Genomic DNA, 23,432 nt, shown 5'->3' with positions numbered 1-23,432 from the left:
GGCTTGCCCGGCGATTCAGGCAGTGCCTGATGTGCATTGGCCTCATCGCGGGGCAAGCCCGCTCCCACAGGGTTTTGAGCAACTCATTCGGTTCGAGAAAGCCCATGTCCCAGGAAGCCCGTTACAGCCGTATGGTCCCGGAGTTGCGCAAGGCCAACCTGGTCGAAGCGACCCTGGTGTGCCTCAAGCGCCACGGTTTCCAGGGCGCCTCGATCCGCAAGATCTCCGCCGAAGCCGGGGTTTCGGTGGGGCTGATCAGCCACCACTATTCGGGCAAGGACGAACTGGTCGCCGAGGCTTACCTGGCGGTCACCGGCCGGGTCATGGGCCTGATCCGCGAGGCCATGGCCCAGGCCGCACCCAATGCCCGCGAACGGCTGTCGGCGTTCTTTCGCGCCTCCTTCTGCGCCGAACTGCTCGACCCGCAGTTGCTCGATGCCTGGCTGGCGTTCTGGGGCGCGGTAAAAACCGCCGAGGCAATCAACCAGGTGCACGATCACTCCTACGGTGAATACCGCAACGAATTGCGCCGGCTGCTTGCCGCGCTGGCCGAGGAGGGTGGCTGGCCGGGCTTCAACGCCGACCTTGCGGCCATCAGCCTCAGCGCCTTGCTCGATGGCTTGTGGCTGGAGTCGGGGCTCAACCCCGGCACCTTTACCCCGGCGCAGGGCATTCAGATTTGCGAGGCCTGGGTCGATGGCCTGGAGGCCGGCGGCCGGCGGCGCTTCACCCTGACCGAGGGCTGTTGATCGATCGTTCAGTAATCGTTACGCTGCTGTCGCGGGTTTCACCACAACACTAATAACAAGAGACAACACGCCATGACTCCTCGGGTCCTGGTCGTCGACGACGATCCGCTCATTCGCGACTTGCTGCACGCCTACCTGTCCCAGGAAGGCTATGAGGTGCACTGCGCCGCCACGGCGGAGCAGGGCGAACACTTTCTTGCCGAGCAGGCCGTCGACCTGGTCATGCTCGATATCCGCCTGCCGGGCAAGGACGGCCTGACCCTGACCCGCGAACTGCGGGTGCGCTCGGAAGTCGGCATCATCCTCATCACCGGGCGCAACGACGACATCGACCGTATCGTCGGCCTGGAATGCGGCGCCGACGACTACGTGATCAAACCGCTGAACCCGCGCGAGCTGGTGTCGCGGGCCAAGAACCTGGTGCGCCGCGTGCGCCATGCCCAGGCCGGCAAAGTGCCCAGCGCCGCCCAGCATCCGCTCAAGCAGTTCGCCGGCTGGGCCCTGGATACCGACCGCCGACGCCTGATCGATGTACAGGGTGCTGAAACCCTGCTGACCCATGGCGAATTCCAGCTGCTCAGTGTGTTTTTGCGCAACAGCGGCCATACCCTGAGCCGCGACCAGTTGATGGACCAGATCCGCAACCGCGAATGGGTGCCAAACGATCGCTCCATCGACGTGCTGGTCGGCCGCCTGCGGCGCAAGCTGCACGACGACCCGGCCGAGCCGCAGCTGATCATCACCATTCACGGCGCCGGTTACCTGTTCACTGCCAGCGTGGCGGCCTGACGTGATGTGGCGGCTGCTCTGGCTCGCGTTATTGCTGCCGGGGGCCCAGGCGGCCGAGCGCGTGCGCTATTGCGATTACCCGGTGTACCCGCCGATTTCCTGGAGTGACGGCAAGCAGGTGCGCGGCCTGGCACCGACGGTGGTGCGCCAGCTGTTCGCGCGCCTGGGCTATGAGGTAGAGATCGTCGTGCTGGGCAACTGGAAGCGCTGCCTGCTCGATGCCGCGCAAGGGCGGGTCGATGTGGTGCTGGCCTACAACAGCGATCAGCGCGATCAGACCATGCGTTTTTCCACGGTGCCGGTGCTGCGCGAGGAAGTGGCGGTGTTCTACAACCGCCAGCGGCCGGTGCAGTTCGAGCGCCTGGAAGACCTGGCGCGCTACCGCGGCGGGCTGTTGTTCGGGGAAAGCTACGGGGCCGACTTCGACCGTTTCGTGGCCCGCCACCAGAACATCGAGTGGGTGTCTTCCAGCCAGCAGAATTTTGGCAAGTTGATTCGCGGACGCATCGACTTTGTCATCCAGGAACGGCGCACCGGCCAGTTGTTTGTCGAGCACCTGCCCGGCGCCGAGGCCATCCAGGCTTTGCCTACGGCGCTCAGCGTCGACTACCTGCGGGTCGCCGTGTCGCGGCATTCGCCACTGAGCCTGCACATGGCGCAGATCGACCGGCAACTGCAGCGGATGCACGACAGCGGTGAAATCCAGCGCTGGCTCGAGCAGAGCGAAGTCACCTACCGGGACATGGCCAGCCTGCCGGCAGACGCCCGATGATTCGCCTGCAACCCGGTGGCCTGCTGCGGCGCCTGCTGCTGTTCATTCTGTTGTTCAGCCTGTGCTTTACCGTGCTGGCCAGCACCGTGCAGCTGTATTTCGAGTACCGCCGCGAGATGCGTGACATCGACGCACGTATGGCGTTGGTTCGCGCCGGCTACCTGGCGAGCCTTGAGCGCAGCCTCTGGGACCTCGACCAGGAACAGCTGAATGTGCAGTTGCGCGGCCTGGTGGACTTCTCCGATGTGGCGCGGGTGCGCCTGAGCAGTAGCGATTTCGACTTGCTGCAGGGTGAGGCGCAACCCCAGGGGCCGCTGCGCATCGAGCGCTTTGCCCTGGACTACCAACCGCCTTCGGGGCCGTTGCGCCATCTTGGCGAGCTGGAAGTCAGCATCGACCTGGGCGCGGTGCACCGGCGCCTGTTCGCCACCGGTTTGACCAGCCTGCTGTGGATGAGCGTGTTTCTCTGCGGCCTGGCGGTGGCGCTGTCGGGGCTGTTCTATCGGCTGGTCACCCGCCACTTGCAGGTGATGGCCGAATTCGCCCGCCGGGTAGGGGCCGGCGACTGGCAGGAGCCGCTGCGCCTGGATAAGCGCCGCTCGGCCCGCGACGATGAAATCGACACCGTGGCCCACGCCCTGGACGACATGCGCCGAGCGATCCTCAGTGACATCGACCGCCGCGAAATCGACCGCCTGGCTTTGCAGGACAAGCGTGATGAGTTGCAGAGCAAGGTCGAGCGGCGTACCGCCAGCCTGATGCGCGCCAAGGATGAAGCCGAAGCGGCAAACCTTGCCAAATCGCGTTTTCTGGCAACCATGAGCCACGAGCTGCGCACCCCGCTCAATGGCATTCTGGGCATGGCCGAGCTGCTGCGCGAGGCCAATCTCGATGCCCGCGACAGCAAGCGCCTGGATGCCCTGTACAAAGCTGGCGAAGGCTTGCTGAGCATTCTCAACGAGGTGCTGTACTTTGCGCGCCTGGAGGAGGGCGAAAGCCACCCCGAAGCCGTGGACTTCTCCCTGCGCCAGTTGTGCGAGGAGGTCATGACCCTGCTCGAGCCCCGGGCGCAGGCTAACGACAGCGTGCTGCTGTGCCGTATCGATCCGCGCCTGGCCGCGCGTCATCACGGCGCCGAACAGTTCCTGCGCCAGGTGCTCAGCAACCTGCTGGCCAATGCCATCAAGTTCACCGAGGCCGGTGAAGTCAGTGTCGAGGTCCAGGTGCTGGAGCCGCAGCAGAGCCGCCAGCACGTGCGGATCAGTGTCCACGACAACGGCATCGGCATCGCCCCGGCAGTGCAAGGGCGGATTTTCGAGCGTTTCGTCCAGGCCAGCGAAGCCGTGGCCCGCCGCTACGGCGGCACCGGCCTGGGCCTGGCGATCTGCAAGCACCTGGTGGAGTTGCTCGGCGGGCGCATCGGTCTTGACAGCGTCGAGGGTCAGGGCAGTTGCTTCTGGTTCGAGCTGAGCCTGCAAACGGCGACGGCAACCCCTGCCGAGCAGACGCCGGTCCCGGCCATCCGCGCCCTGGAGATCCTGGTGGTCGAAGACGTCGAGCTCAACCGAGAAGTGATCCGCGGCCTGCTGGCGCGTGATGGTCATCGGTTGTGGCTGGCCGAAGACGGTGAACAGGCCATGGGCCTGTGCGGGCAACGTCGTTTCGACTTGATCCTGCTCGATGTGCACCTGCCGGGTATCAACGGTGTCGAACTGTGCCGGCACATTCGGCAAACCCCGGGGCCAAACCGCGAGTGTCGGGTCCTGGCTCTGACCGCCAGCGTGCAGCCAGCGCTGGTGCGCAGCTACCTTGCGGCGGGTATGCAGGGCATCCTGGCCAAGCCGCTCAAGCTCGACAGCTTGCGCCAGGCATTGGCGCAGCAGGTGCCGCGGGTCGAGGCCGTGGTGGCCGGGCAGGGCATGGACTGGGCGTTGCTCGATACCCATCGCAGCTTGCTCGGCGAACAGAAAGTCCAGGGTTTGCTGGCGGTGCTGCGTGACGCCATCGAACAGCAGCGCGGCGCCTTGGCCGAGGCGCTCAAGGCCGAGGATTGCACCGATGTCGCCCACCTGGCGCATCGCCTGGCGGGGAGCTGTGACTCCCTGGGCTTTCGTGGCCTGGCGACGGTTCTGCGCGAGGTGGAAGAGGCGGCGCTGAGCAAGAACCAGGCGGCCTTGCATGCCCTGCAAGCGCCCTTGACCGAGCAAATGCGCCTGGCCTGCGACACCCTGAAACAGCTGATCCAGGGCTGACGTACAAAAACCTTACGACTTTTTACATCTTCGATCTTTACGTACAACGCCAGCTTACATCGCTTTCCAATAATCGACTTCAACCGCACTGCACGCGGTCTTCGAAGCTTATTGGAGATAATAATAATGAACTGCCGTAAAGCTCAGCCGTCCCTGCACCATCGCCTGTCCCTCCCGCGCTTCAACCACTGTTGAGGTGCTGCCATGATTGATTCTACTGACCGTAAAGGCATCCACCTGACCCGTGCGCTGAAAAGCCGGCATATCTTCATGCTGTCGTTGGGCGGGGTGATCGGCACCGGGCTGTTCATGGGCTCGGGGGTAACCATCAACCAGGGCGGCCCGGTGGGGGCGATCCTGGCCTACCTGGTGGCGGGTTTTCTCATGTACCTGGTGATGGTCTGCCTGGGCGAGCTGTCGGTGCAGATGCCGGTGTCCGGCTCGTTCCAGGCGCACGCCACCAAATTCATCGGCCCGGCCACGGGTTTCATGATCGGCTGGGTGTACTGGATGAGCTGGGCCACCACCGTGGGCCTGGAGTTCACCGCTGCCGGCATGCTGATGGTGCGCTGGTTCCCCGAGGTGCCGATCTGGTACTGGTCGGCGTTGTTCGTGGTGGTGCTGTTCGGCCTCAACGCCCTGGCCACCCGCGCCTTTGGCGAAGCCGAGTACTGGTTCTCGGGGATCAAGGTGGCGGCGATCCTGGGCTTTATCATCGTTGGCGTGCTGGTGATCTTCGGCGCGATCCCGCTGACCAGCGGCGAGCCTGCGCCGATGATGAACAACCTGATCGGCGACTCGCTGTTCCCCAATGGCCTGTCAGCGGTGTTCGCAGTGATGATGACCGTGGTCTATGCCTTTCAGGGCTGCGAGATCATGGGCGTGGCCGCTGGCGAAACCGACCAGCCGCACAAGAGCATCCCGCGGGCAGTGCGCAACGTGGTGTTCCGCGTGCTGATCTTCTACGTCCTGGCCATTGTCGTGCTCTCGGCGATCGTGCCGTGGCAGCAGGCCGGCCTGATGGAAAGCCCGTTCGTGCAGGTGTTCGACATGGTCGGCATTCCTTACGCGGCGGACCTGATGAACTTCGTCATCCTCACCGCCATTCTCTCGGTGGGCAACTCCGGGCTGTATGCCTCCACGCGCATCCTCTGGGCCATGTCCAAGACCGGTATGGCGCCCAAGAGCCTGTCGCCGTTGAGCAAACGCGGGGTGCCGCTGCGGGCCCTGAGCATCACCCTGTGCTTTGCCCTGGTGTCGCTGATGACCAGCTTCGTTGCTGCCGACACCTTGTTCATGGTGCTGATGGCGGTGAGCGGTATGTCCGGCACCGTGACCTGGATCGTCATCGCCCTGGCCCAGTACAAGTTCCGCCGCGCCTACCTGCGTGAGGGCGGCAAGCTCAGCGAGCTGAAGTACCGCGCGCCGCTGTACCCGCTGGTGCCGCTGCTGTGCATCACCCTGTGCAGTTCGCTGTTCGTGTTTTTGGCAATGGATGCGACCCAGCGGCCGTCGTTGTACTGGGGTTTTGGTTTCATTGCCGTGTGTTACGCGGCGTACTTCATCATCAATCGCAAGCGGCAGGGGGTGTTGGCACCGTCGGTGTAGGCCTATCGCGGGGCAAGCCCGCTCCTACTGCCACCTGGTATTTCTGTCAGTTGTGGCCTTTGATATCGAGGTATTGAATAAGGGCCGACCTGCCATGCGGGTCGGCCCCGCCTTGTTGGCGAGCCGTCCGATGGCCCCTGCGATCCAGACCTTCCGAGGCCATCATGAGTGACTTGAAAGCCGATGCAGCACAAAGCAACACCAACGAACTGCACCCCAGTGCACTGGACACCCCGGTGAGCGAACTCAGTCCGTTGTCGATCTTCGCCAGCGTGGCGCCGGTCAGTGGGTATGACGCCGGGGTCAACCTTGACACCCTGCAGCGCAGCGAGCAGGGCGTGCTGACCACGGTGCCGGCGTTTCGCGAAGCACGTCAAGGCGATACCCTGGAGTTTTACTTCGCCGCCACTGGCGAGCGCATTGGCCAACCTGTGACGTTGCGGGCTGAGCAGGTCAATCAGCCTGTTTCCCACTTCCTGCCCAAGGCCTTGTTTACGGCCGGTGCGGTGGGTTTTTTCTATCGGTTCTTTCGCCAGGGTGCGCTGCTGGCACGCTCCAGGACTTTAACCCTGTGGGTCAAGCTCGATCGCCCGGGGGGTAATGATTCCGGCCATCAGGGGCTGGTGCCAGTGGATGTTGCGGTTAACCCGGTCACTGCCGAGCACCTGCTGGACGGCGTCCAGGTGAGGATTGCCTTCTACCAGAACAAGGCCATCGGTGATGTGATCCGCTTGAGCTGGGGTGGGGTGATGCTCAGCCGTACCCTGCAAACCCAGCAAGAGGTTGACAACCCGGTGCTGTTTACCGTGCCGGGCAGTATCATTCGCGAGGCGGGCGACAGCGCCAACCTGGTGGTCAGTTACGAGGTCCACGACCTGGTGCATAACACCAGCCTGACCTGGGCACCGCATGTGTCGGTGGTGGTCGACACCGGCTATGCCAACCTGCCCGCCGTCACCGTGCCGGACCTTCCTGGTGACGGTTATATCGACCTCGATGCCTTGGGCGATGCCGATCTGCAACTGCAGGTCCTGGCCACTGCCGACGAGTTCAGCCCGGGTGACCGGGTACGGCTGCGTTTTACCGGCTACATCGATTCAGGGTTGCCGACGCATACCGACCTGGAGCAGTTCATTCGCGGCACGCTGCCGCAAACGCTGACGTTCAGCATTGCCAATGACCGCGTCCGCGCCTTGGCCGGCGGTTTGGTGGTGGTCGCCTATACCTTGCTGACGTCGGCGGGCGAGTTGCGTTCGGCGCACCTGACCCTGGGCGTGCGCGGTACCGTGCAGCCCTTGCAGGAGCCGAGCGTGAATCAGGCTGATGACGAGTTGGCATACGATGTGACGCGTGCCACGGTGTTGATCCCCCCTTACATTGGACGGGTGGCCGGGCATGAGATCCAGCTGGTCTGGCAGGGGACCCAATTTGACGGCCGGCCGACCTTGCACGAGCAGTGGCGCACCGTGACCGTCGGTCAGGCCGCGGGCAATGCAGCGATCCCGATCAACGTTGGCAGCGAGCATATCCGCTTGCTCGAGTCGGGCGCGGTGACGCTGTACTACCGGGTACGCATGAGCAATGCTCGTGCGGTCGGCTTGCGCGAGTCGGCGCCGCTGACGTTGCGGGTCAGCGTGGCGCCGCTATTGCCGCTGGTGCAGCTTGACGAGCCCGACGACCAGCTCGATCCGTATTTTTATCCTGAGGGGGTTGTGGTCACGGTTGCCTATCCCGGGTCGCGTGCCGGTGATCAGGTGCGTTTCACGTGGCAGGGGGCGAGCAGTGAGTCCAGCTATGGTGAGGTGGCGGTGGTACAGGCCAATGGCGCTGCGCTGAGCTTCAGGGTGCCGCAGGCAGTGGTCCAGACGGGGTTGGCCAGTGACGTGCGGCTCAGTTATGAGCTTGAACCGGTTGGCGGTGGCCGGCCGTTGCCCTCGCAGGAACGCGTGTTGACGCTGCGCTCGATCGCCCCACAGCCGACAGAGCCGACCTTGACCGGGGCACAGAATGGGCAGTATGACGCGATGCTCGGCTTGCACGGTGCGCAAGTGCTGATCAGCTACCCAGGCATGCGTGCCAGCGACCGTATCCAGTTGCATTGGTTGGGTCTGCCCGGTGCCGGCACGCCGAGTTTGAACGAGCGCCCCGGCAGCGACAGTGGCAGCGTGACGATCAGTGTGCCGCCGGCGGCGGTGGGGGCCAATATCAACACGCCGGTGCGCTGCTTCTACAGCGTGCTGCGTAACGAGCTTGCGGCGGTGCCCTCACCTGAACTGCAGGTGCACATTATTGCGCCCGCGGCCGCTGTGTTGCCACAGCCGCGTATCACCCAGGCCAGTGAGCTGGATCAGCAACTGGACCTGGACAGTTTCGCGGGCGATGCGCAGGTTACCGTGCAGCCTTGGCCTTTCATCGCCCTGGGCCAGCGGGTGTGGTTGGAGGTGCGCGGTGCAGGCCAGAGCCTGGCGTTGCTCTCTGAGCACGTGCTGGAACAGCTTGACGGGCTGTCGGTGGCCTTGCCCAGAAGCTTTTTGCAAGCCCTGGCCGATAGCACCGCGCTCAGCCTGCACCTGCGAGTCGACTTCAGCCGTGCCAGCGGCGGACCGGCCCTGGACTTTCCCGTGCGCGAGTACCAACTGCGCCAGGGCCGGCTGCAACTGGTGGTATCCGATATGGGCCTTGCCGGTGTCGCGTTGCCTGACACCTGGCAGTCGGACCGTCACACCTGCGCCCTGACCCTGCAAGGGTGGCCTGGTGGGCGCGGCAGCTTGGAGGTCAACGGCTCGGCGCGCTTTGCCAATGGCACCCAGGCCATGGATTTTGAATTGGACGCCCATGGCGAGTGCGAGGTGCTATTGGCCGACGCCCTGGCCGAAACGGTGCTGGTCAGCGGCCGATTGGAACACGGTCCGCTGCGACATGTACGGGTGCGGTTCACCTCGGTGTTCCCCTTTGACGCGCAGCAAGAGGGCGATGACGAGCAGGTGTATGGCGTACGTGCCCGCGCCGCCAGCGGCGCGCTGGCCAACGGGCGTTCGGCCAACCGGGTGGCGTTCAGTGCCGAAGGTTTCAGCGCAGTCGACTATGTGCAGGTCCAGCTCAGCGGCAGTGCCCGGATTCGTGGCCATGAAGGTCCGATTGTCAGTGTGCCGCTCAGTGCCAGCGGCGATTGCCTGTTCGAGGTGATTGACCCGCTGGTCGAGTCGGTGACTGTGGACTTTCACCTGCCCCAGGCCGGCGAATGGACCCGCTTCAGCAAGACCCTGTATTTCACCACGGTGCAGGCCCAGCAGGGCCGTGCCGAGGTCGACCCCGACCCGCGGCCGTGGTTCATGCGCGTGAGCGAGGTCGAGGCGATTAAGGACAGCCATGTGCGTATTCCGCACATGCGCCTGTTCACTGATCATCCCGCCGGGTTCCATGGCGGTATTGCCAAGCGAGCCCTGTTGGCAGACAGGCAAGGCTTGCTGGTACTGGTTGAGCCCTACCTGAATATGGCCGTCGGTGACGCAATCCACATTCATTTCGGCGACGAGGACGAACCGGCCACGCCCTTGCCGCGGGTGGTGCTGCAAGGCGAAGTGGGCGAGCTGATCAGCCTGTTCGTGCCCGAGGCGCGCGTGCCCCGGGGAGAGAACGAGGTGTGGTTCACTGTCGCGGCCTTGAGCGGTGACAATAGTGATGCCTCGGCGCGGCTGAAGGTCAAGGTCAAGGAGAGCCTGCCAGGCGGGCCCAACCCGACCCCGGGCGACCCGCACCATGGCCGCTTGATGGCCCCCAGCGTGCCCTTCGGCTTGATCGATGAGGACGTCGCCGAAGAAGGGGTGACCGTGTATGTGCAGCCCTGGCGCAACATGGAAGTGGGCGATGTCCTCAACCTGTTCTGGGGTGGGGTCAAGGTGTCCCATGAAGTCCAGGAAGGCGAGGTGCGCCAGATCATCCCGGTGTTCATCGACTTCGCCACCATCCAGGCCGGTGGCGATGCCGAGGACCTGCTGGTGATCTACCGCCTGGAAGATGAGGTGGGCAACGAGTCTGACGGGGCGTCGTTACCCAGCTATGCCTTTGTTGAGGTCAGTACCTTCCTGTTGCCACGGCCGGTGGTCGCCGATCTCGACGAGGAAGGCTATCTCGATCTGGGCGCCATGAGCGGGGCCGATGCCCAGGTGACGGTGGTGGCCGATCGTCCGCTGGGTTTCGAGACGGGCGACCAGGTCGTCATCACCTGGCGTGGTTTTACCGAGGATGCGGTGGTGGCGCCCCCTCACGTGTCGCCGGCCTATACCGTGCGCATCATTCCGCCGCCGCACCCGATTGTGCATGCCATTCCCAACCGTGAGTTGCAGGCGGTTGCCGGGGGCCTGGCCTATGTCAACTACAAGGTGACCCGGCGCGGTTATGTGATGCAGTCGCGTACCACGGTGATCGGCATCCGCGGGCGGGCGGCGGGCCTGCTGGAACCGGATGTCGACGGCCGGGATGAAGATTTCCTGCCCGATACCCTGAGCCGTGCGGTGGTACGGATTCAACCCTGGACCGGCATGTTCGCCGGCCAGCGGATCAGGCTGGTGTGGCAGGGCCGTCGCGGCAATGGCCAGAACTACGCTCACATGCAGGACTGGACGCTGTCCAATAGCCAGGTCGACAAGGTGGTGATTTTCAACCTGGGGGCCGAGCATATCGTCGCCTTGGCTGGCGGCGATCTGGAACTGTTCTACCTGGTGTTCAACGGTGGACCGGAGCCGTGGGTGTCCGAGAGCCGCACCCTGTGGGTCGGCGAGCCGGCCCCGGAGTTGATCAGCCCGCAGGTACTGGAAGCCGAGGGCGACGTGCTCGACCCGGACGACCTGTTCGTGGCCACTGTCGAGGCGCCGATCTACACCGGTATGGCACCCGGGCAAGTGGTGCACCTGGAATGGCTGAGCCCGGTACCGGCGGGTAATGTGTACGACTCGATTCCGGTGACCGAGGCCCGCGACCTGCAATTTGCCGTGTACGAGGATGACGTACGGCAAAGCCTGGGGCACCAGGTGCGGGTTCGCTACATTGCTCGCGAGACCGGGCAGCGCAGCCGCTACTCGCACTTTCGCTACCTGACCATTGGCGCGGTGCTGGTCAACCCGCCACGCCCCTTTATTGAAGAGGCCAGCGGCAATGTGCTGGACCTGATCAGCTTTGACGGCGATGCCCGGGTGCGGGTGCCCGTTTGGCAGGGGATCAGTACCTCTCATCACTACTGGTTGCGCTGTGAAGGCGTCGATGCTGACGATCGACCGCTGAGCGTGGTGCTGGCCCGTCAGCAACAGGTCAGTGCGATCGAAGTGATTCATGGGGTCGAGCACTACGTGGCGCGGGATGCGCTGAGCCGTTTTGCCGACAACAGTACTTTGCGGGTGATCATGGCGGTGGCACTCAACGGCAACACCGCCGAAGAAAATGCCGTGCCCTTCCCGCAGCGCGAGTATCAGATCCGCCAGGTACCGGTGGACCGCACGCCGTTCTTCCTGGACGACGCCGTCGGCAAGCTGCTGATCCTCAATACCTTTACCGGTAATGTGCGGTTCAGGGCCGCGCACTGGCATGGCATGGCGGTGGGGCAGTTGGTCAACCTTGGCCTGACGGCGCGGGTGGGGGGCGTCATCCGCCGTTGGCCCCTGCTGGAGAATGAGCGGGTCACCCAAGGCGATATGGACGGTGGCATGCGGCGAAACATCCCACGTTCATTTTTTGCCAATCTTGCTCACAATACCGCGTTCACGCTGACCATGTGGGTTGACCTGAACGATGGCAACGCCCCGGTGCATTTCCCTGACCAGGAATTTTTGCTGTTTCACAGCCCGGTTCGCTTGACGTGTTCGTCAGGCGGTATGCAGGTCCGTTCTTTCCCTGAACGCTGGCCTCACACCAAGGCGATGAATCAACTGTTTGTCATAGGGGTGCCAGGTACCACAGTCATGCTGACGGCACCGTTCTGGGTGACATTCGATAATGAACAGTCCTATAAAACAGTGGTACTGGATAACCTCGGGGAAGCTCAGGAGCCCTTGTTGGGTCATGAGTATGGCACTGCCACCATCAGGGCCAACGTGGCGGAGTTGGGAACCGCTGCAACGACTGTGGGTTTTACGCAGGCATTCCCCGCTACAATCAGGCACTTAAACGTAGTCGCAACAAACAACGCAATAGCTAATGGCAGGCATAAAAATACAGTAATTATAGAGTACCCTTATTATCTTAGTCAACCCTCCCATAGCATTACATGCCATGTTAATGGTCAGGCAAGGTTTTTGGCTAATAATTCGAATCGGATAGTTTTTAATATTGGGCAGTCCAGGGGGGTTATTTATCTAGAGGTCACCAATACAGTTCCGCAAACTGTAACATTAACTGTTAACGGGCCTTACGGTGGAATGGACCGAAAATTAAAATTTTCTTGAGTATGTTAACTGCTCCGGTGAGCAGATAGCGCGAACCATAAGGGGTGCTATCTGAGGTTTTTCTCACGTGTTAGCACTCCGTAACGAAATGCTGGTGAGGGTCGACTGTCGTTAGTCGACCCTTTTTCTTTTGATCGCTTAGGGCTTCATGAAGCCGTGGGTGTGTACTCAGTTGTTCGAAGTTGTAACGCTTTCGAGCGATTCTTTGAAAAAAATAAATATTTCCGTTAATAAACATATACTTACAATTATAAATTTATGTAATTTATAGATTTTTAGTTGGTTTGCCGCTCTGTTGAACGATCGTTTAGTATGGCCTCACACCTCACACCAACCACAATAATTCGAGGCCACCCATGACCACTCCTGCGTCGCTGTTCAGCCAGGTCGAAGCCGGCATTGCCTGGATCACCCTCAACCGCCCGGATCAGCGCAACGCGCTGGACATCCCCAGCCTGAGAAACCTCCACGCCCTGCTCGAAGCCCACAACGCCGATCCGGCTGTGCGCGTGGTGGTACTGACCGGCACTGGCCGCAGCTTCTGCGCCGGGGCGGATCTGGCCGAATGGGCCGAGGCGCAGGCTCGTGGCGCCCTGGAAAGCTACGGTTGGACCGAAACCGCCCACGCCCTGATGCAGCGCCTGCACAGCCTCGACAAGCCCACCATTGCCGCCATCAACGGCACCGCCGTCGGCGCCGGCATGGACCTGAGCCTGTGCTGCGACCTGCGTGTGGCGGCAGCCTCGGCACGTTTCAAGGCCGGCTACACCAGCATGGCCTACAGCCCGGATGCCGGCGCCAGCTGGCACCTGCCACGGCTGATCGGCAGCGAACAGGCCAAGCGTCTGCTGTTTCTTGATGAGCTATGGGGCGCCGAGCGCGCCCTGGCGGCTGGGTTGGTAGGCCAGGTGTGCGCCGATGACCAGTTGCTGGCGGTGACGGCCGAGCTGGCCGGGCGCCTGGCCACTGGTCCGACCTTCGCGTTTGCGCAAACCAAACGCCTGCTCCGCGATGGCGCTCAGCGCACCTTGGCCGAACAGCTGCAGGCCGAACTGGCTGCCGGCCTGCTCTGCGGGCGTAGCGCCGATGGCGCTGAAGCCTTGCGCGCAGCAGTCGAGAAACGTGCCGCTAAATTCGTTGGTAAATAAACACTTACACGAACTTCCTCAGGATCGACTCATGAATTTCCAACTGACCCAAGAACAACAAATGTTGGTGGAAGCAGTACGCAGTTTTGTCGCCAAGGAGTTACTGCCCCATGAAGAGGCGGTCGACCGCGCCGACGAGGTCTCGCCAGAGCTCGCCGCGCAGATTCGCGGCAAAGCCATTGCCGCAGGCTTCTATGCCTTCAACATGCCCGAGGACGTCGGCGGCGGTGGCCTGGACTACCTGTCCCAGGCGCTGATCGAGCGTGAGCTGTCCAAGGTGTCCTGGGCCTTGCATGTGTTCGTCGCGCGGCCGTCGAAGATCCTCATGGCCTGCAAGGATGAACAGATCAACGATTACCTGCTGCCGTGCATCCAGGGCGAGAAGACCGACTGCTTTGCGCTGACCGAGCCTGGAGCGGGCTCCGACGCCAATGCAATCAAGACCCGCGCGGTGCGTGAGGGCGACAACTTCGTGCTCAACGGCAGCAAGCACTTCATCAGCCACGCCGGGCATGCCGATTTCGCCATTGTCTTTGCCGTCACCGACACCTACGAGCACAACGGCAAGCAGCGCAACGCGGTGACGGCGTTCCTGGTCGATCGCGGTACTCCGGGCATGACCATCCGCCGTGGGCCCAAGTGCGTGAGCAACCGTGGTTACCACACCTTCGAGCTGTTCTTCGACGACTGCAAGGTGCCGGCCAGCAAAGTGCTGGGTGAAATCGGCAAGGGCTGGGAAGTGGCCAACGCCTGGCTCACCGCCGGGCGGGTGATGGTCGCTGCCAACTGTGTCGGCCAGGCCCAGCGCGCCCTGGAGGTGTCGTTGCAGTGGGCAGCCGACCGCAAGCAGTTCGGCCAGCCGATCGGTACCTACCAGGGCATCTCGTTCAAGCTCGCCGACATGGCCACGCAGATTCGCGCGGCCGAACTGTTGACCCTGCACACCGCCTGGAAGATGGACCAGGGCAGCATGAGCGACGGCGAGGCGGGCATGGCCAAGCTGTTTGCCAGTGAAGTGCTGGGCAAGGTCGCCGACGAGGCGGTGCAAATCTACGGCGGCATGGGCCTGATGGACGAAGGGCCGGTCGAGCGGATCTGGCGCAACGCGCGGATCGAGCGGGTCTGGGAGGGCACCTCGGAGATCCAGCGGCACATCATTTCCCGTGAACTGCTGCGCTCGCTGTTGCGCTGATCAGGAGCCAGCTCATGTTACCAGACAACCTCAAACGCCTGCTTGCCCCGCGCCACCTGGCGTTCGTCGGCGGGCGCAGTATGGCCCGGGCGCTCAAGCGCTGCGCCGAAGGTGGATACCAAGGGCAGATGTGGCTGGTCAATCCGCAGCACGACAGCCTCGACGGTGTGCCCTGCGTGGCCAGTGTCGCCCAGTTGCCCTGTGCGCCGGATGCGGTGTTCATCGCCACCAACCGCGAGCTGACCCTGGCCTGCGTGGCGGAGCTTGCCGCCAAGGGCGCCGGCGGGGCGATCTGTTATGCCTCGGGTTTTGCCGAAACCGGCGCTCAAGGCCAGGCCCTGCAACAACAGCTGCTCGAAGCGGCTGGCGACATGGCATTGCTCGGCCCCAACTGCTACGGCCTGCTCGATTACCTGCACAGCGCCGCGCTGTGGCCGGTGGCCCACGGCGGCAAGGCGGTGGAGAAGGGCGTGGCGGTGCTGACCCAGAGCGGCAACTTTGCCTACAACCTGTCGATGAGCGACCGCTCGCTGCCGGTGGCCTACATGGCCTCGGTGGGCAACCAGGCGCAAATCGGCATTGCCGAGCTGATGGATGCGCTGCTCGATGAGCCACGGGTGACCGCCATCGGCCTGCACCTGGAAGGCCTGAAGAACGTACCGGGCTTTGCCCGCGCCGCGCACAAGGCGCTGGAAAAGGGCATCCCGATCATCGCCCTGAAAACCGGGGTGTCGCAGATCGGCGCCGAGCTGGCGCTGAGTCACACCAGCTCGTTGTCTGGCTCCGACACCCTCTACGACAGCCTGTTCGAGCGCCTGGGGGTGATTCGCGTCAGCGGCCCGGTGAGCTTTGTCGAAACCCTCAAGGCCGCAGCCTGCGGTGAATTGCCCAAGGGTGGCAGGCTGATTGCCCTGGCGTGTTCCGGTGGTGATGCCGGGCTGATTGCCGACTATGCCGAATGCAACGACCTGAGCCTGCCTGCGCTGGATGACAGCCAGGTCGGCGAACTGGCACAGGTGCTGCCAAGTTACGCCAACCTGGTCAACCCGCTGGACTTCACCACGGCGATCTGGGGCGACGCTGCAGCGCTTGAGTCCATGCTCGACAGCGCCCTGCGCAGCGAGGCCGATGCGGCGATGCTGGTGCTCGACTACCCGGCCGAGTTTACCGGCGAGCGCAAGGAGTGCGACCTGCTGCTGGAGCTGTACTGCGCGGCGCTCAAGCGTCACGGCAAGACCGGTTTTGTCACCTCGGCCTTGCCCGAACTGCTGCCGGCCTTTGCCCGTGAGCGTTTGCATGCCCATGGCATTGCTGCGTTGCAGGGTGTCGAGGATGGTTTGGCAGCCTGGGGGCGGATTGCCGCTTACCAGGCCAGGCGCCAGGCGCTGCTCGAGCTCGGCGAGTCGGCGCTGCCGCCATTGTGTCCGCAGGCACTGCAAGGCGAGGGCGAGTTGCTCAACGAGTGGCAGTCCAAGCAAGCCTTGCAGGCGTTTGGCCTGCCGGTGCCCAAGGGCGTGTCGAGCACCCCTGAGCAAGCGGTAAAGGATGCTGAGACCGTTGGTTACCCATTGGTGCTCAAGGCAGTCAGTGCGCACCTGCCGCACAAGACCGAAGCCGGCGCCGTGGCCCTCAACCTGCGCGACGCCCAGGCCCTGGGCGCGGCGCTGGAGCAGATGCGCACGCGGATTGCGGCCTATGCGCCAGGGGTAGCTTTCGATCAGGTGCTGCTCGAACCCATGGCCAGCGCGCCGCTGGCCGAGCTGATCGTCGGCATCAAGCGTGAGAACGACTTTGGCCTGGCCCTGGTGATCGGCGCTGGCGGCATCCTCGTCGAATTGCTCAAGGACAGTAAAAGCCTGCTGCTGCCGACCACCGACGGCGCCATCCGCAACGCCGTGCTTGGCCTGCGCAGCGCCGCCTTGCTCCAGGGCTTTCGTGGCCGTGAAGCGGCAGACCTCGAAGCGTTGGTGGCGGCGATCCGCGCGGTTGCCGACTACGCCTGCGAAAACGCCGCGCAGCTGCTGGAGCTGGATGTAAACCCATTAATGGTCGGTGCCCGGGGCACCACTGCGGTCGATGCGTTGATTCGCCTCGGCCAGGTGTAAGGAGATGAACATGCACAACAACAGCCCATTGACCGGCGGCCAGGCCCTGGTGCGCCTGTTGGCCAACTACGGGGTCGACACCGTGTTCGGCATTCCCGGGGTGCACACCCTGGAGCTGTACCGTGGCCTGCCCGGCAGCGGCATCCGCCACGTGCTGACCCGCCATGAGCAGGGCGCAGGCTTCATGGCCGACGGTTACGCGCGGGTCAGCGGCAAGCCGGGGGTGTGTTTCGTCATCACCGGCCCTGGCGTGACCAACGCCGCCACTGCCATCGGCCAGGCTTATGCCGACTCGATCCCGATGCTGGTGATCTCCAGCGTCAACCACACGGCAAGCCTTGGCAAAGGTTGGGGCTGCCTGCACGAAACCCAGGACCAGCGCGCCATGACCGCGCCGATCACCGCGTTTTCCGCCGTGGCCTTGAGCGCCGAGGACCTGCCCGAGCTGATCGCCCGTGCCTACGCGGTGTTCGACAGCGAACGCCCGCGCCCGGTGCATATCTCGGTGCCGCTGGATGTGCTGGCGGCGCCAGTGGCACGCGACTGGAGCCATGAAGTGGTGCGTCGCCCGGGCCGTGGCGTGCCGGCCAGCAGCGTGCTGGATCAGGCCGCCGGCAAACTGGCAGGCGCCAAGCGGCCGATGATTATCGCCGGTGGTGGCGCCCTGGGCGCAGCGCAGGAGCTGCAACAACTGAGTACCCGCCTGGCCGCGCCGCTGTTCACCAGCGTTGCCGGCAAGGGCCTGCTGCCACCTGATGCGCCGCTCAATGCCGGTGCGTCGTTGTGCGTGGAGGCGGGCTGGCAACTGATCGCCCAGGCCGATGTGATCCTTGCGGTGGGCAGCGAAATGGCCGACACCGATTTCTGGCGTGAACGGCTGCCGCTCAACGGCGAGCTGCTGCGGGTGGATATCGACCCACGCAAGTTCAACGACTTCTATCCCTGCGCCGTGGCCCTGCAGGGCGATGCCCAGCAGACCGTCGCCGCACTGCTCGCACGCGTACCGCAAGCCCCGCGCGATGCCGGCGCCGCCAGCGACGTGGTGGCCAGCCTGCGCCAGGCGGTCAAGGCCAGCCATGGCCCGTTGCAGGCGCTTCATCAGGCAATTCTCGACCGGGTGGCTGCCGAGCTGCCCGCCAATGCCTTTATCAGCACCGACATGACCCAGCTGGCCTACACCGGCAACTACGTTTTCGCAAGCCAGGCGCCGCGCAGCTGGCTGCACCCGACCGGCTACGGCACCTTGGGCTACGGCTTGCCCGCCGGCATTGGCGGCATGTTCGCCACCGATCATCGCCCGGGCCTGGTACTGGTGGGCGACGGCGGCTTCCTCTACACCGCCCAGGAGCTGGCCACGGCGGTCGAAGAGCTGGATCGGCCCTTGGTGGTGCTGCTGTGGAACAACGACGCCCTGGGGCAGATTCGCGACGACATGATCGGCCTGGATATCGAGCCGATCGGCGTGCTGCCGCGCAACCCGGACTTTATCGGCCTGGCCCGGGCCTTTGGTTGTGCTGTGGCGCAGCCGCAAAGCCTGGACGACCTGCAACGGGAACTGCGCAGCGGCTTTGCCCGCCCTGGCGTGACCCTGATCGAGCTCAAGCACGCCTGCGCGCGCTGAGTTCCAACCGCTATTTTGGGAGACTGCCATGCGTTTTTCCGATCTGACCCAACGTATTGCCGGTGACGGCGCCGCGGCCTGGGACATTCACTACCGCGCCCTGGAACTGCTGGAAAAGGGCGAAGACGTGCTGCTGCTGTCGGTCGGCGACCCGGATTTCGACACCCCGGCGCCGATCGTCCAGGCCGCGGTCGACAGCCTGCACAACGGCCACACCCATTACGCCGACGTACGCGGCAAACTGGCCCTGCGCCAGGCCATCGCCCGCCGCCATCAGCAGCGCAGCGGCCAGCCCACCAGTGGCGACCAGGTCACGGTGCTGGCCGGCGCCCAGTGCGCGTTGTTCTGCGTGGCCCAGTGCGTGCTCAACCCCGGCGATGAAGTGATCGTCGCCGAGCCCATGTACGTCACCTATGAGGCGGTGTTCGGTGCCTGTGGCGCCACGGTGATCCCGGTGCCGGTGCGCCCGGAGCACGGCTTTCGGGTCCAGGCCGAGGAGGTTGCCGCGCGGATCACCGCCAAGACCCGCGCCCTGGTGCTCAACAGCCCGCACAACCCCTCCGGCGCCAGCCTGCCGCGCAGCACCTGGGAGGCCCTGGCCGGGTTGTGTATTGCCCATGACCTGTGGCTGATCTGCGATGAGGTCTACAGCGAATTGCTGTACGACGGCGAGCACATCAGCCCCGGCAGCCTGCCGGGCATGGCCGAGCGCACGGCGACCTTGAACAGCCTGTCCAAGTCCCATGCCATGACCGGTTGGCGGGTCGGTTGGGTGGTCGGCTCGCCTGCGTTGGCCGCGCACCTGGAAAACCTGGCGCTGTGCATGCTCTACGGCTCGCCGGATTTCATCCAGGACGCTGCGGTGGTCGCCTTGGAGCAACAACTGCCGGAGCTGGCGGCCATGCGTGAAGCCTACCGTCAGCGCCGCGACCTGGTCTGCGAATGCCTGGCCGATTGCCCCGGCTTGCGGGCCCTCAAGCCTGATGGCGGCATGTTCGTGATGGTCGATATCCGCGAAACCGGCCTCAGCGCCCAGGCGTTCTCCTATCGCCTGCTGGACCGTCACGGCGTCTCGGTGCTCGCCGGCGAAGCCTTCGGCCCGAGCGCCGCGGGGCATATCCGCCTGGGCCTGGTGCTCGGCGCCGAGGCGCTGCGCGAGGCTTGCCAGCGCATTGCCCGCTGCGCTGGCGAACTGATGGAGGCCAAGGCCGATGCGTGACTATTCGCGGTTGTACATCGATGGCGGCTGGCAGAAACCGTTCGGCCAGGGCCTGGCTGAAGTGATCAACCCGGCCACTGAAGCGCTGGCCGGCAGGGTGCCGCTGGGCGATGAGCACGATGTAAATAGGGCGGTGGCCGCGGCTCGCCATGCCTTTGGCAGTTGGTCGACAACGCCGTCCAGCGTGCGCGCCGGCTACATCCGCGCCCTGGCCGACCAGCTAAAGACCCGCGCCGATGAGATGGCGGCGGTCATCACCGACGAGCTGGGCATGCCGGTGCAGTGGTGCCGGGCGGTGCAGGTCGACGGGCCGATCGTCGGTCTTGAGCAGTACATCGAACTGGCCGGGTTGATGGATGAGGTGCGCGAGGTTGGCAACTCGTTGGTGGTGCGCGAGGCGGTGGGCGTCTGTGCCTTTATCAACCCCTGGAACTATCCGCTGCACCAGTTGATCGGCAAGCTCGCCCCGGCATTGGCCGCCGGCTGCACAGTGGTGGTCAAGCCGAGCCAGGAAACCCCGCTGCATGCATTTTTGCTGGCCGAGATGATCGAGGCCATCGGCTTGCCGGCCGGCGTCTTCAACCTGGTCAGCGGGCCGGGTTCCAAGGTCGGTGAGGCCCTGGCGCGCCACCCGCAAGTGGACATGGTCTCGTTCACCGGCTCCACCGGCGCCGGCGTGCGCGTGGCCCAGGCGGCGGCGCCGTCGGTCAAGCGCGTGTGCCTGGAACTGGGCGGCAAGTCGCCGCTGCTGATCACCGCCGATGCCGACCTTGATGCGGCGGTGCGCTATGGCGTGCAGGATGTGATGATCAATTCCGGGCAGACCTGCACGGCCCTGACCCGCATGCTGCTGCCTGCCAGCCGCTATGAAGAGGCCTTGGCCATTGCCGTGGACGAGACCCGCAAGTTGGTCATGGGCGACCCGCAAGACCCCAACAGCTTTCTCGGCCCGATGTGCTCGGCAGCGCAGCGGCGCACCGTGCTCGACTACATTCGCATCGGCCAGGAGGAGGGTGCCCGACTGTTGTGTGGCGGCGACACGGCGCCAGGTTTCGCGCGTGGCTTCTATGTAACGCCGACGCTGTTCGCCGACGTCGACAACCGTATGCGCATCGCCCAGGAAGAGATCTTCGGCCCGGTGCTGTGCCTGATTCCCTATGCCGATGAGGCCCAGGGGCTGGCCCTGGCCAACGACTCGCCGTTCGGTTTATCCAGCGCGGTGTGGGCGGCGGACCGCGAGCAGGCCTTGCAACTGGCCCGGCAACTGCGGGCTGGGCAGTGCTTCGTCAATGGCGCGGCGTTCAACTACCAGGCGCCCTTCGGCGGCTACAAACAGTCGGGCAATGGTCGCGAGTGGGGCGAGGAAGGCCTGGCCGAGTTCGTCGAGACCAAGGCCATTCAACTTTGAAGCTTCACGAGATAGCAACCGTTCAAGGAACTCTCAATGAATGTACTGATCGTTCACGCTCACCCCGAGCCGCAATCCTTCACCGCCGCCCTGCGTGACCAGGCTGTCGACACCTTCACCGCCCAGGGCCATCAGGTGCAGGTCAGCGACCTGTACGCGATGAACTGGAACCCGGTGGCCAGCGCCAATGACTTCGTCAGTCGCGAAAACCCCGATTACCTGGTGTATGCCCTGGAGCAGCGCCTGGGCGTGAAAAGTCAGTCGATTGCCGCTGACATCCAGCAAGAGCTGGACAAGCTGCTGTGGGCGGACCTGGTGGTGCTGAACTTCCCGATCTTCTGGTTCTCGGCGCCGGCCATGCTCAAGGGCTGGATCGACCGGGTACTGGTGTCGGGGGTGTGCTACGGCGGCAAGCGTTTCTATGACCAGGGCGGGTTGGCGGGCAAGCGGGCGCTGGTGAGCGTGACCCTGGGCGGGCGCGAGCACATGTTCGGCGAGGGTGCGATCCACGGGCCGCTGGAGGACATGCTGCGGCCGATCTTGCGCGGCACCCTGGCGTATGTCGGTTTCGAGGTGCTGGAGCCGTTCGTGGCCTGGCATGTGCCGTACATCAGCGATGAGGCGCGCAAGGACTTTTTGCGCAGCTACCAGCAGCGCCTGACGCATTTGTCCGATGACCAGCCGTTGGTGTTTCCTCGCCTGGCGCAGTTTGACGAGCAGCTGTACCCATTGGCTTGAAGGTTCTATTGCCATGCACCAAGACTAACAACGCCGCTCTAACAGGCCATGGCACGTTGCAACAAATGTGGGAGCCGGCCTTGCCGGCGATGCGCCGCGCGGGCGGCGCTCGATCTCAAGAGCACTACAACCCTTGTGGCGTACACCTGACAGGCTTGCCCCGCAACAAACCAGACACCTACCCATTCAGGGTATGGTCCCGCACAGCCTCTGCCTCGATAGTAACCCGGTCGGCTCACACCGAGCAGATCCTGGCGATACAAGGGAGTGGCTATGCGAAAGACACTGAAGGTGATTTCCAGTCTGTTGCTCGCGCCCCTGGCCACGGCGGCGCTTGCCGCCGACGGGGAGGCGGGCAATACACTCAGGCTGTACAACTGGACGGATTACATCGGCGAAACGACCCTCGCCGACTTTGAGAAAACCACCGGCATCCAGGTGGTCTATGACACCTTCGACGGCTACGAAACGGTGCAGACCAAGCTGCTGACCGGGCGCTCGGGCTACGACCTGGTGGTGCTCAACGCCTCCCTGGTACCACCGCTGATCCAGGCCAAGGTGTTCCAGCCGCTGGACAAGAAACAGCTGCCCAGCTGGCACAACCTCGACCCGCAAGTGCTGAATACCCTGCAAGGCTACGACCCTGGCCTGGCGTATTCTGCGCCCTACACTTGGGGCAGCTCCGGGGTGACCTACAACGTCGACAAGATCAAGGCGCGCATGGTCGATGCACCGATTGGCTCGCTGGCCATGCTGTTCGACCCGAAGATCGTCTCGCGCTTTGCCGACTGCGGTGTGACCCTGATGGATGCGCCCAGCGAAGTCATCCCGCTGGCCCTCAAGTACCTGGGCCGCGATCCCAACAGCGCCAAGCCGGATGATCTGAAAGCCGCCCAGGAGCTGCTGCTCGGGGTACGGCCCTTCATCAAGAAATTCGACTCGGTCAACTACCTGACCAGCCTGCCCAATGGCGATACTTGCCTGGCCCTGACCTGGTCCGGCGACTACGCCACCGCCCAGGCGCGGGCGGAGGAGGCGAAGAAGAACATCAAGTTGTCGTTCTTCATCCCGCAGGAAGGCTCGCTGATCTGGTTCGACAACTTCTACCTGCCCAGCGATGCGCCGCACGCGGCCAATGCCCACCGCTTTATCGAATTTCTCCTGCAGCCGCAGAACATCGCCAAGGTCAGCAACTACATCCATTACGCCAACAGCAACGCCGCCGCCACGCCCTTGGTGCAGGCCGAGATTCGCGACGACCCGGCGATCTACCCGGACGCCGCCACCCGCCAGCGGCTGTTTGCGCAGAAGACCCAGAGTAGCAAGGACATGCGCGCCATTACCCGGGTCTGGAGCACGATCAAGAGCGGTAGCTGATTTCCCGTATTCCCCAG

Annotated in this window: 14 protein-coding genes; all 14 read left to right on the top strand. The window is 64.0% G+C overall.

What is annotated here, in order from left to right:
• Nucleotides 1–104 precede the first annotated feature (104 nt).
• The 14 genes from EXN22_RS14900 to EXN22_RS14835 all read left to right on the top strand — a co-directional run bounded on the left by EXN22_RS14900 (nucleotide 105) and on the right by EXN22_RS14835 (nucleotide 23,415).
• A complete protein-coding gene (locus tag EXN22_RS14900) occupies nucleotides 105–749 on the top strand; it encodes a TetR family transcriptional regulator C-terminal domain-containing protein (RefSeq protein WP_130264778.1) in 645 nt (214 codons plus the stop codon).
• A gap of 72 nt (nucleotides 750–821) precedes the next feature.
• Nucleotides 822–1,538, top strand: a complete 717-nt coding sequence (locus tag EXN22_RS14895) for a response regulator (protein ID WP_130264777.1) — start codon at nucleotides 822–824, stop codon at nucleotides 1,536–1,538.
• A 4-nt stretch (nucleotides 1,539–1,542) separates the two neighbouring features.
• Nucleotides 1,543–2,310, top strand: a complete 768-nt coding sequence (locus tag EXN22_RS14890) for a substrate-binding periplasmic protein (RefSeq protein ID WP_130266831.1) — start codon at nucleotides 1,543–1,545, stop codon at nucleotides 2,308–2,310.
• Nucleotides 2,307–4,562 (top strand): ATP-binding protein, encoded by a 2,256-nt coding sequence (locus EXN22_RS14885; protein WP_130264776.1) that lies wholly within the window; start codon nucleotides 2,307–2,309, stop codon nucleotides 4,560–4,562. The genes EXN22_RS14890 and EXN22_RS14885 overlap by 4 nt, the downstream gene beginning before the upstream one ends.
• 204 nt (nucleotides 4,563–4,766) lie before the next feature.
• Complete coding sequence (locus tag EXN22_RS14880) at nucleotides 4,767–6,170, top strand: amino acid permease (protein ID WP_130264775.1); 1,404 nt, start codon at nucleotides 4,767–4,769, stop codon at nucleotides 6,168–6,170.
• Between the two features lie 164 nt (nucleotides 6,171–6,334).
• Complete coding sequence (locus EXN22_RS14875; RefSeq protein ID WP_130264774.1) at nucleotides 6,335–12,607, top strand: hypothetical protein; 6,273 nt, start codon at nucleotides 6,335–6,337, stop codon at nucleotides 12,605–12,607.
• A gap of 356 nt (nucleotides 12,608–12,963) precedes the next feature.
• Nucleotides 12,964–13,755, top strand: a complete 792-nt coding sequence (locus EXN22_RS14870; protein ID WP_130264773.1) for an enoyl-CoA hydratase/isomerase family protein — start codon at nucleotides 12,964–12,966, stop codon at nucleotides 13,753–13,755.
• A gap of 31 nt (nucleotides 13,756–13,786) precedes the next feature.
• A complete protein-coding gene (locus EXN22_RS14865; RefSeq protein WP_130264772.1) occupies nucleotides 13,787–14,947 on the top strand; it encodes an acyl-CoA dehydrogenase family protein in 1,161 nt (386 codons plus the stop codon).
• Nucleotides 14,948–14,961: 14 nt separating this feature from the next.
• Nucleotides 14,962–17,052, top strand: a complete 2,091-nt coding sequence (locus EXN22_RS14860; RefSeq protein WP_130264771.1) for an acetate--CoA ligase family protein — start codon at nucleotides 14,962–14,964, stop codon at nucleotides 17,050–17,052.
• A 4-nt stretch (nucleotides 17,053–17,056) separates the two neighbouring features.
• Nucleotides 17,057–18,673, top strand: coding sequence for a 5-guanidino-2-oxopentanoate decarboxylase (locus EXN22_RS14855; protein ID WP_233281632.1), 1,617 nt, complete (start codon nucleotides 17,057–17,059; stop codon nucleotides 18,671–18,673).
• Nucleotides 18,674–18,701: 28 nt separating this feature from the next.
• Nucleotides 18,702–19,892 (top strand): pyridoxal phosphate-dependent aminotransferase, encoded by a 1,191-nt coding sequence (locus EXN22_RS14850; RefSeq protein ID WP_130264769.1) that lies wholly within the window; start codon nucleotides 18,702–18,704, stop codon nucleotides 19,890–19,892.
• Entirely contained in the window at nucleotides 19,885–21,300 is a 1,416-nt protein-coding gene (locus EXN22_RS14845) for an aldehyde dehydrogenase family protein (protein WP_130264768.1), read from the top strand. Before EXN22_RS14850 ends, EXN22_RS14845 begins: the two co-directional genes overlap by 8 nt.
• Nucleotides 21,301–21,336: 36 nt before the next feature.
• Entirely contained in the window at nucleotides 21,337–22,038 is a 702-nt protein-coding gene (locus tag EXN22_RS14840) for an NAD(P)H-dependent oxidoreductase (RefSeq protein ID WP_130264767.1), read from the top strand.
• Nucleotides 22,039–22,311: 273 nt separating this feature from the next.
• The gene (locus EXN22_RS14835; protein WP_130264766.1) at nucleotides 22,312–23,415 is read left to right on the top strand and encodes a polyamine ABC transporter substrate-binding protein; all 1,104 of its coding nucleotides are present in this window, start codon (nucleotides 22,312–22,314) and stop codon (nucleotides 23,413–23,415) included.
• Nucleotides 23,416–23,432: the final 17 nt, after the last annotated feature.

Source organism: Pseudomonas tructae (assembly GCF_004214895.1).
Classification (GTDB): domain Bacteria; phylum Pseudomonadota; class Gammaproteobacteria; order Pseudomonadales; family Pseudomonadaceae; genus Aquipseudomonas; species Aquipseudomonas tructae.
The sequence above is the reverse complement of the archived record's forward strand: the minus strand, read 5'-3'. Positions and strand labels throughout refer to the sequence as shown.